Consider the following 9,551-nt stretch of genomic DNA (forward strand, 5'->3'; position numbering starts at 1 on the left):
GTGCGGTCATGACGTCAACCATTTCTCGAGTCGGTCGCGCACCTGATGGAGGTGCTCGACGGGTACGTGCTCGTCGGCCTTGTGAGCGAAGATCGGGTCACCGGGTCCGTAGTTGACCGCCGGTATGCCCAGGAGCGTGAACTGCGCGACGTCGGTCCAGCCGAACTTGGGCCGTACCTCGCCGCCGACTGCGTCGACGAACGCCGCGGCGGCAGGATGCGACAGGCCCGGGAGCGCACCCGGTGCGGAGTCGGTGACGGTGAGGCCGAAGCCCTCGAACGTCTCCTGCAGGTGTTGATGCGCCTGCTCCTCACTGCGGTCGGGCGCGAAGCGGAAGTTGACCGTCACGACGGCCTCGTCGGGCACGACGTTGCCCGCGACGCCGCCCCTGATGGCCACGGCGTTGAGCCCTTCGCGGTAGGTCAGGCCGTCGATGTCGACCTGCCGCGGGACGTAGGCGTTGAGGCCGTCGAGCACGGGGGCGAGAGCGTGGATCGCGTTGCTGCCCATCCACGCACGCGCTGTGTGGGCCCGTTCGCCGGTCGTCCGGATGTCGGCGCGCATGGTCCCCTGGCAGCCCGCCTCGACCCCGGCGTTGGACGGCTCCATGAGGATCGCGAAGTCGCCGGCGAGGAGCTCGGGACGCTCGCGGGCGAGTCGGCCCAGGCCGTTGTGCTCCGCGGCGATCTCCTCACCCTCGTAGAACACATAGGTGACGTCGCGGACCGGTTCGGCGACCGTGGCGGCCATCATGAGTGCGATCGCCACGCCACCCTTCATGTCGCACGTGCCCAGACCGTGGAGGATGTCGCCCTCCAGCCGCGACGGCAGGTTGCCGTTGACGGGCACCGTGTCAAGATGCCCGGCGATGACGACGCGCTCGGGACGGCCCAGCGACGTGCGGGCGACGATCGTGTGTCCATCGCGTACGACGTCGAGGTGCGGCAGCGGGCGCAGCGCGGCCTCGACCGCGTCGGCGATGACCTGCTCGTCGAGGCTCTCGGAAGGGATGTCGACGAGCGCGGCGGTCAGGCTGACGACGTCGGTGGTCAGGTCGAGTGCGGGCACGGGATCATTCCACCACGCGGTGGCGAAGCGCTGCGGTCACTCGGTCGGGAAGACGCAGAACTCGTTGCCCTCGGGATCGGCCATGACGGTCCACGTGCGATCGTCGCCGGCCGGGAGCAGGACCGTGGCGCCGGCAGCTACCAGGTCGTCGACCGTCGCGCCGGGGAGCAGCCTGACGTCCCAGTGGATGCGGTTCTTGACGGTCTTGGGCTCGGGGACGGGGACGAAGTCGAAGCCCTCGGTCGGCAGGCCCGGGATCTCCTCGAGGGGGGAGTAGCCGTCGTCGTGACTCACCTTGCCGCCGATGATGCCGGCCCACCAGTCGGAGATCGCGACATGGTCGGCGGAGTCGATCACGAGGGACTTGAACTTCTGTGCCGGCGGTTCGTCGTAGGTGAACACGCAGAACTCGCCACCCTCGGGGTCGGCGAACGTCGTCCAGTGAAACTCGCCCGGCTTCGACACCTGCTCGAGGCCGGCGAACGGCTCGAGCGACTCGGCGCGTACGTCGAGGTGCACGCGTTGCTTGACGGTCCTGGGCTCCGGCACCCGGTTGATCCACACCTCCTCGCCCGGCTCGCTGCCCCGCAGGACGGCGTCGCCGTCGTCGAGCACCTCGAGCTCGTAGCCGAGCGTGTCGGCCCAGAAGTCCTGGACCGCGGAGACGTCGTTCGCGTCGATGCACAACGCTTCATAGATCACGAAAGGCATGGAGTCACCCTGCCACGGGCGTCGGACATCAGCGAGCAGGTGCGGCCTCGCCACGTACGTCAGAGCGTGCTCTGCACCCCGGCGAGGAGCTGGCGGGCCATCACGACGCGCTGCACCTGGTTGGTGCCCTCGTAGATCTGGGTGATCTTGGCGTCGCGCATCATGCGCTCCACCGGGTAGTCGCGGGTGAAGCCGTAGCCGCCGAGCAGCTGCACCGCATCGGTCGTGACCTGCATCGCGGTGTCGGAGGCGAACGCCTTGGCGGCGGCGCCGAAGAACGTCAGGTCCTTGTCGCCGCGCTCGGAGCGGCCGGCGGCGGCGTACGTCAGCTGCCGCGCGGCCTCGATCTTCATGCCCATGTCGGCGAGCATGAACTGCAGGCCCTGGAAGTCGGCGATCTTGTGGCCGAACTGCTTGCGCTCCTGGACGTACCCGAGCGCGTAGTCGAGCGCGCCCTGCGCGACGCCGACGGCCTGGGCGGCGATCGTGACGCGGGTGTGGTCGAGCGTCTTCATCGCGGTGGCGAAGCCCGTGCCCTCGGGGCCGATCATCCGCTCGCCGGGGATGCGGACATCGTCGAGGTAGACCTCGCACGTCGGCGAGCCCTTGATGCCGAGCTTGCGCTCAGGCGCGCCGAACGACACGCCCTCGTCGGACTTCTCCACGACGAACGCCGAGATGCCCTTCGTACGCTTGTCGGGATCCGTGACCGCGAGGACCGTGTAGAACTCGGACTCACCGGCGTTGGAGATCCAGCGCTTGACGCCGTTGAGCACCCAGTGGTCGCCGTCGCGGACGGCGCGGGTCTTCTGGTTGGCGGCATCGCTGCCGGCCTCGGGCTCGGAGAGGCAGTACGAGAAGCCCTCACCGTGCGCGAGGCGCGAGAGGTAGTTCTTCTTGAGCTGCTCGTCGCCGCTGATCATGAGCGGGAGCGATCCGAGCTTGTTGACCGCGGGGATCAGCGAGCTCGACACGCATACGCGGGCGATCTCCTCGATGACCAGGACCGTCGCAAGCGCATCGGCACCCGCTCCGCCGTACTCCTCGGGCACGTGCGGCGCGTGGAAGTCCGCGGCCAGCAGCGCCTCGGCAGCCTCACGGGGCCAGCGCGCCTGCTCGTCGACGTCGGCGGCGTACGGCGCGATCTTGGCCTCGGCGACGGCGCGGACGGCTTCGCGGATGGCCTGGTGCTCTTCGGAAAGGACGAACATGTCGGACACGTGTGGACTCCCGATAGTAGGACGACCTAGTAATCGTACCTTCGCTTCGGCGCTCTCCCGACCAAACCTTTCGTGGCATCGGACACACTGGCGGCATGACCACCTCTTTCACCGGGCACATCGCCTGGCTCGGGACGTCTTCGGGCGTCCGCATCGTGGTGGGGGTTTGGGACGAGAGCCCGTTCGGCCCGTTCGCCGACGTCATGGTCGAGGACGTGTCCGGGCATCGCACCCTCCTGGCAGCGCGTCAGGGCGTCGCCGACTTCGTGGCGTCGACCTACGCGTTCGACGAGGTCCGCATCGAGCCGGTCTCGGTCGAGCGCGGAGCGGAGTGGTCAGTGCACACCCGGTCGCTGCAGCTGCGCTTCACCCCCGGCCACCGCCTGTGGGTCGCACCGTTGCTGGGACTCGTACCGTCGCCGATGCGGCGCTCGCCCACCTGGGCCAAGGCGTGCAACCCCGTCGCCGGCCGGATCCTGCCGGGCGTACGAACGTACGGCTCAGCGGGCGAGGGCAGGGCCGAGTGGTACGCCGCCAGCGACATCCGCCGCCTGGTCGACGCGCGGGCGACGTGGGAGGGCGAGGAGCTCGGCGAGCTCGGACCGGTCGAGCCGCCCGTACGTTTCGGGGTCGCCTCGGCCCCGGCGAAGCCGACGCTCACCGCCCTGACGTCGTACGTCCGCGGGTAGATTTCTCGGCATGCGCACCGAGATCACGACCGAGTCCGAGCTGCGTGACCTGCTCGGTGTCCCGATGCAACGGGTCCTCGACAAGGACTCGCACGCCTTCCGGCCCGAGCACCGCGCCTGGCTCGCTGCCTCGCCGTTCTGCCTCGTCGCGACGTCCGACGCCTCTGGTGCGTGCGACGTCTCGCCCAAGGGCGACCCGGCCGGATTCGGCCACGTCGTCGACGACACGACGCTCGCGATCCCGGAGCGGCCCGGCAACAAGCGCGCCGACGGATTCTCCAACATCCTGCAGAACCCGCATGTGGGGTTGATCTTCTTCGTCCCCGGCCGCGGCGACACGCTGCGGGTCAACGGCCGCGCGACGCTCCTCGCCGACGCTCCCTACGCCGACCAGATGGTCGTCAAGGGCCACCGCCCGACCGTGATCCTGGAGGTCGCCGTCGAGCAGATCTTCTTCCACTGCTCCAAGGCGTTCCTGCGGTCCGAGCTGTGGGATCCGGAGACCTGGCACCCAGACGCGGTGCCCAGTCGCGCCCAGATCGCGAAGAGCCTCGAGCGGCCGGAGGACTCGATCGAAGAGCTCGAGGCCTACTACTCCGAGCAGTATGCGGAGCGCCTCTACAGAAGCTGACGGTTTACCAGGAGAACCTGGTAGACCGTCACTTCAACGGGCAACGGTTCACTTCACGCGGCAAATTTGCCTGGTGAGGTGGCCGTTTACCAGGTTCTCCTGGTAAACCGCGCGTCAGCGGAAGCCGGCTCCGCCGCTGGGGTTGCGGATCTTCTCCCCCTTGGCCCGGGCGACATCGGCCAGCTCGGCCTGGAAGGCAAGCATCCTCTGCGTCAGTGCCGCATCACCGGTCGCCAGGATGCGTACGGCCAGCAGCCCCGCGTTGCGGGCGTTGCCGATCGACACCGTCGCGACCGGCACACCGGCCGGCATCTGGACGATCGACAGCAGCGAGTCCATGCCGTCGAGGTGCTTGAGGGCGACCGGGACACCGATGACCGGCAGCGGCGTGACGGCGGCGAGCATGCCGGGCAGGTGGGCCGCTCCCCCGGCGCCGGCGATGATGACCTCGATGCCGCGCGTGTGCGCGTCGCGGCCGTACGCCAGCATCTCGTCGGGCATGCGGTGCGCCGAGACGACGTCAGCCTCGTACGCGATGCCGAACTCGCCGAGCGCCGTCGCGGCGGCTTCCATCGTGGGCCAGTCGGAGTCCGACCCCATCACGATGCCGACTCTGGCTTGATCAGTCATGAGGTCACTCCCTGGGTGAACAGTGCAGCGGCGCGGCGGGCCCGGGTGAGCGCGTCGTCGAGATCTGGTCCGGACGCCGTCACGTGCCCGACCTTGCGGCCGGCCTTGACCGACTTGCCGTAGAGGTGGATCTTGACGTCGGGCTCGGCGGCAAGCACCACGGCCCGCTGCGCCTCGAGGTCCTCGACGGCGCCGCCGAGGATGTTGACCATGACGGACCACGGCGCACGCGCGTCGGTGGCTCCGAGCGGCAGGTCGAGCACGGCGCGCAGGTGGTTCTCGAACTGACTGGTGACGGCCCCGTCGATCGACCAGTGACCGGTGTTGTGCGGACGCATCGCCAGCTCGTTGACCAACAATCGTCCATCGGTGGTCTCGAACAGCTCGACCGCGAGGATGCCGGTGACGTCGAGCTCGGTCGCGATCCGCTCGGCCATCGCGCGGGCCTCGGCATCCAGCGCCGGATCGAGGCCGGGCGCCGGGGCGATGACCTCGGCACACACGCCGTCGGCCTGGCGTGACTCGACGACGGGATAGGCGCGCACCTCGCCCGACGGCGACCGGGCGACGAGCGCCGACAGCTCGCGGCGGAAGTCGACGAGCTCCTCCGCGAGCAGGGAGCGACCGGACGCGAACGCCTCCTCTGCGTCGGCGGCCGAGCGTACGACCCACACGCCCTTGCCGTCGTAGCCACCGCGGGTCGTCTTGATCACGGCGGGGAAGCCGAATGACTCGAGGTCCGCGGCCGACGAGACGGCGGCGTTGCGAGGGCACGGTATGCCCAGCGCACCGAGTCGGGTCCTCATGTCGCCCTTGTCCTGGGCATACAGCAGGGCGTGGGGGCCGGGCCGGCACGCGTGACCCTCGGCCTGGAGCGCGTTGAGGTGCTCGGGGGGCACGTGCTCGTGGTCGAACGTCACGACCGGGGCGTCCGCCACGACCGCGCGCAGCGTGTCGAGGTCGGTGTAGTCGCCGACGACGTGATCGGGGATGACCTGGGCGGCCGACACATCGGGCGCCTCGGCCAGGAGCCGGATGTGGATGCCGAGACCGATCGCAGCCTGCTGCATCATCCGGGCCAGCTGGCCACCACCGATGACCGCGAGCTGAGGTGAAGGCACCAGGTCAGCCTATCTGGAGCGGAACCCGCGGCGTTCGGTCACCGTGATGGGTGAGACGTTGCCGAACCCCCGCAGCGGGCGAGGTGGCAGCGTGCGGGTGTCGAACTCGTCGCCGAGGGTTGCCGCGGTGGCCTCGTCGACCAGCACGCGGTTGCTGCGCGCGACGTGGGAGAGCCGTGCGGCGAGGTTGACCGGAGGGCCGAAGACGTCGCCGAGGCGGCTGATCGCCGAACCCGTGGCCAGGCCGACCCGGATGTCGGGCATGTCGTCGCGCGACGAGATCTGCGAGACCAGGTCGAGCGCCGTACGGGCGCCTTCGGGTGCGTCGGCGATCACGAACAGGACCGCGTCGCCGAGCGTCTTGACGACGCGTCCGCCGTGCGCCGTGACGATGTCGGTGCAACGGGTCTCGAAGTTCTCGACCAGCGCCCCGAGCGTCGAGTCGTCGAGCTCGTTGGAGAGCGAGGTGAACCGCGACAGGTCCGCGAAGCCGACCGTCAGGACGGTCGACAGGAGCTCTTCATCGGCCGCGCCGAGTGCCTCGATGCGCGCCGCGGCAGCAGCCAGGTGGCGCCGCCAGGCGTAGATCATGAGCTGCTCGAACCCCGGTGCGGCGTCCGTCGCCAGGCTGACGGCGGCGCCGAGCCGACTCTCCGCCTTGCCGCCCTCGACGTCGTGCTCGACCTGGTCGACCAGGGTCGAGACCTGCCAGTCGGCGAGCCGGGACATCGTGGTGCCGAGCGCGCGGGTGATGCGGAAGACGGTCTCCTCGTCCAGGACCCCCGTCTCGATCGCGGCCGCCACGGTCGCCACCGCCGCGACGTCGGGGTCGCCGTACGCGATCGCTTCGCCGGTGTCGGGGAAGCCGAGGGCGCGCCAGAGCCGCTGGCCGTCTTCGAGGCTCAACCCACCCTTGTCGGCGACCTCCGAGCTGGTGAGGGTCAGCTCGCCGCCCAGGATCAGGCGCGCGAGCTCGTCGCGGAGCTCAGACCGACTCATCACTCGCCGTCTTGTCGTGCTTCTCGAACACGAGGTTGGTCACGGTGCGGTGGAACGCCTCGATGTGCGGGATGTCGTTGAGCTCGAGGCCGGACTGCTCGCTGGCGTCGTGGATGATCAGCGTGCCGCAGCCGAGGATGCGGTCGTTGAGGTTCTTCTCGAACGCGACGTCGTTGATGCGGTTCAGCGGGATGACCCGGCCCGTGCGGGTCAGGATGCCCTTCTGCTCGACGATGCGCTTGTTGGTCAGCGTGTAGGTCCACGTGAGCCACTTGATGAACGGGATGACCGAGCCCAGCAGGATCAGGACGAGCATCACCGCCACGACGATCCACCGCGGGACCCCGCTGCCGGAGTCACCGACCTGGTTGATCAGGAATCCGCCGATGCCCGACAGGGCCAGCAGGATGACGAACGGGATGAACAGCACCTTGATGTGGGTGCGCGTCGTCGCGACGATCTGCTCGCCGTCGATCATCAGCTTGCGCGAAAGGGTCATGAGGGGATTTTCTCACGTCGCAGGTCGGACGTGGGTGATATCTCCGGCGCTGATGGCCCGGTCGTCGACCAGCAGGCGTCCGAACTCGTCGATGCCGGTCGCCTGACCCTCGAGCGAGCCACCGTCGGGGAGGCTCACGCGGACCCGCGTGCCCAGCGTGACGCACCGTCGGACGTACGAGTCGCGGATGCCCGAACCGGGGTCGCCGCCGGCCGCCGCCCAGGCTCGGTAGAGCGCCTCGAGGTTGCGCAGGAAGCCGCGCAGCACGATCGTCCGGTCGGTCTCGGTCGCGTCCTCGAGGGCGAGCGAGGTCGCGGTGTCGACCGGCAGCTCCTCACGGCGCAGCGACACGTTGAGGCCGACACCGACGATCGCCGCCGAGCCGACCGGTGTGTCGACGCGCTCGAGCAGGATGCCGGCGATCTTGCGACCGTCGACCAGCACGTCATTGGGCCACTTGAGCCCCGACTCGACGCCGCACTCGTGCACCGTCGCGTCGACCGCGAGGCCCACCAGGAGCGGCAGCCACACCCAGCGTCCGGCGGGCACCGAGTCGGGCCGCAGCAGCACCGAGACGATGACGCCCGAGCCGGCCGGCGACTCCCACGCGCGGTCGAGGCGGCCTCGACCGGCGGTCTGCAGGTCGGTCGTGTGGATCGTCCCCTCGGGCGCTCCGGCCCGGGCCGCCGCCGCGACATCGGCGTTGGTGCTTCCGGTCTCGGAGGTGACGACGATGTCGTTCCAGAACCGGTCGGGTCCGGTCAGCGCAGCGCGCAGCGCAGCGGCATCGAGCGGTGGGCGGTCCAGGTCGCGGTAGGCCATGAGAACAGCCTCACATACCGGTCAGGGCCTGCGATCGTTACGCTGACCCCCGTGACCGAACACGAGATCGAAGTCCATCCCGAGCTCCATACGACTGCGGGCAAGCTGGCTGACTTCCAGCGGCGCCAGAAGGAAGCGACGGTCGACATGGCCGCGCGGGCGGCGGAGAAGCAGCACAAGAAGGGCCGCCAGAGCGCGCGTGAGCGGGTCGAGCAGCTGCTCGACGAGGGCTCGTTCGTCGAGCTCGACGCCCTGGCCCGGCACCGCAGCCACGCGTTCGGTCTGGACAAGAACCGGCCGCTCGGCGATGGAGTCATCACCGGCTACGGGACGATCGACGGCCGGCAGGTGTGCGTGTTCAGCCAGGACTTCTCGATCTTCGGCGGCAGCCTCGGCCAGGTCTACGGCGAGAAGATCACCAAGGTCATGGACCTGGCGATCAAGTCCGGCTGCCCCATCATCGGCATCAACGAGGGCGCCGGCGCGCGCATCCAGGAGGGCGTCGTCTCGCTCGGCCTCTACGGCGAGATCTTCAAGCGCAACGTGCACGCCTCGGGCGTCATCCCGCAGATCTCGCTGATCATGGGCACCAACGCCGGCGGGCACGTCTACTCCCCGGCGGTCACCGACTTCGTCGTGATGGTCGACAAGACCTCCAACATGTTCATCACGGGCCCCGACATCATCAAGACCGTCACCGGCGAGGACGTGTCGATGGAGGACCTCGGCGGCGCCCGTACGCACAACACCAAGTCCGGCAACGCGCACTACATGGCCGCCGACGAGGAGGACGCCCTCGAGTACGTCAAGGCGCTCATCTCGTTCCTCCCGCAGAACAACATGGAGGAGCCCGAGCCCTACGACGAGGTCGCCGACCTCGAGCCCACCGAGACCGACCTCGCGCTCAACACCCTGATCCCGGACTCGGCCAACCAGCCGTACGACATGCACACCGTGATCCAGTCGATCGTGGACGAGGGCGACTTCCTCGAGGTCATGCCGCTGTTCGCACCCAACATCATCATCGGCTACGGCCGGGTCGAGGGCCGCAGCGTCGGCATCGTCGCCAACCAGCCGATGCAGCTCGCCGGCTGCCTCGACATCGACGCCTCCGAGAAGGCGGCCCGCTTCGTCCGCACCTGCGACGCGTTCAACATCCCG

Annotated in this window: 11 protein-coding genes; 3 read left to right on the forward strand and 8 right to left on the reverse strand. The window is 69.2% G+C overall.

Going from position 1 to position 9,551, the window contains the following annotated elements; translation table 11 throughout:
* Positions 1 to 6: 6 nt before the first annotated feature.
* The 3 genes from dapE to V6M46_RS06830 are packed head-to-tail and all read right to left on the reverse strand — an operon-like array spanning position 7 to position 2,990.
* The gene (gene dapE, locus V6M46_RS06820) at positions 7 to 1,068 is read right to left on the reverse strand and encodes a succinyl-diaminopimelate desuccinylase (RefSeq protein ID WP_332663157.1); all 1,062 of its coding nucleotides are present in this window, start codon (positions 1,066 to 1,068) and stop codon (positions 7 to 9) included.
* 36 nt (positions 1,069 to 1,104) lie between these two features.
* Positions 1,105 to 1,779 carry a VOC family protein gene (locus tag V6M46_RS06825; protein ID WP_332663160.1) on the reverse strand — a complete coding sequence of 225 codons (675 nt, stop codon included), beginning with the start codon at positions 1,777 to 1,779 and terminating at the stop codon, positions 1,105 to 1,107.
* Between the two features lie 59 nt (positions 1,780 to 1,838).
* On the reverse strand, positions 1,839 to 2,990 hold the full coding sequence (locus tag V6M46_RS06830; protein WP_332663183.1) for an acyl-CoA dehydrogenase family protein: 1,152 nt from the start codon (positions 2,988 to 2,990) through the stop codon (positions 1,839 to 1,841).
* A 104-nt stretch (positions 2,991 to 3,094) separates the two neighbouring features.
* Here V6M46_RS06830 and V6M46_RS06835 point away from each other — a divergent pair, with 104 nt between their 5' ends.
* Positions 3,095 to 3,688, forward strand: a complete 594-nt coding sequence (locus tag V6M46_RS06835) for a hypothetical protein (RefSeq protein ID WP_332663162.1) — start codon at positions 3,095 to 3,097, stop codon at positions 3,686 to 3,688.
* Positions 3,689 to 3,698: 10 nt separating this feature from the next.
* Positions 3,699 to 4,319 carry a pyridoxamine 5'-phosphate oxidase family protein gene (locus tag V6M46_RS06840; RefSeq protein ID WP_332663165.1) on the forward strand — a complete coding sequence of 207 codons (621 nt, stop codon included), beginning with the start codon at positions 3,699 to 3,701 and terminating at the stop codon, positions 4,317 to 4,319.
* A gap of 114 nt (positions 4,320 to 4,433) precedes the next feature.
* Here V6M46_RS06840 and purE read toward each other — a convergent pair whose 3' ends face one another.
* The 5 genes from purE to V6M46_RS06865 are packed head-to-tail and all read right to left on the reverse strand — an operon-like array spanning position 4,434 to position 8,390.
* A complete protein-coding gene (gene purE, locus V6M46_RS06845) occupies positions 4,434 to 4,949 on the reverse strand; it encodes a 5-(carboxyamino)imidazole ribonucleotide mutase (RefSeq protein WP_332663168.1) in 516 nt (171 codons plus the stop codon).
* The gene (locus tag V6M46_RS06850; RefSeq protein ID WP_332663171.1) at positions 4,946 to 6,070 is read right to left on the reverse strand and encodes a 5-(carboxyamino)imidazole ribonucleotide synthase; all 1,125 of its coding nucleotides are present in this window, start codon (positions 6,068 to 6,070) and stop codon (positions 4,946 to 4,948) included. Before V6M46_RS06850 ends, purE begins: the two co-directional genes overlap by 4 nt.
* Before the next feature lie 9 nt (positions 6,071 to 6,079).
* Positions 6,080 to 7,069, reverse strand: a complete 990-nt coding sequence (locus tag V6M46_RS06855) for an adenylate/guanylate cyclase domain-containing protein (RefSeq protein ID WP_332663174.1) — start codon at positions 7,067 to 7,069, stop codon at positions 6,080 to 6,082.
* Complete coding sequence (locus tag V6M46_RS06860; RefSeq protein WP_332663176.1) at positions 7,056 to 7,568, reverse strand: PH domain-containing protein; 513 nt, start codon at positions 7,566 to 7,568, stop codon at positions 7,056 to 7,058. The genes V6M46_RS06855 and V6M46_RS06860 overlap by 14 nt, the downstream gene beginning before the upstream one ends.
* A gap of 12 nt (positions 7,569 to 7,580) precedes the next feature.
* Positions 7,581 to 8,390 (reverse strand): biotin--[acetyl-CoA-carboxylase] ligase, encoded by an 810-nt coding sequence (locus V6M46_RS06865; protein WP_332663178.1) that lies wholly within the window; start codon positions 8,388 to 8,390, stop codon positions 7,581 to 7,583.
* 51 nt (positions 8,391 to 8,441) lie between these two features.
* Between V6M46_RS06865 and V6M46_RS06870 the strand changes: the two genes are divergently transcribed.
* Positions 8,442 to 9,551 (forward strand): acyl-CoA carboxylase subunit beta (locus tag V6M46_RS06870; protein WP_332663180.1); only part of this gene is annotated, 1,110 nt, incomplete at its 3' end.

It is taken from the genome of Aeromicrobium sp., assembly GCF_036676885.1.
Classification (GTDB): Bacteria; Actinomycetota; Actinomycetes; order Propionibacteriales; family Nocardioidaceae; genus Aeromicrobium.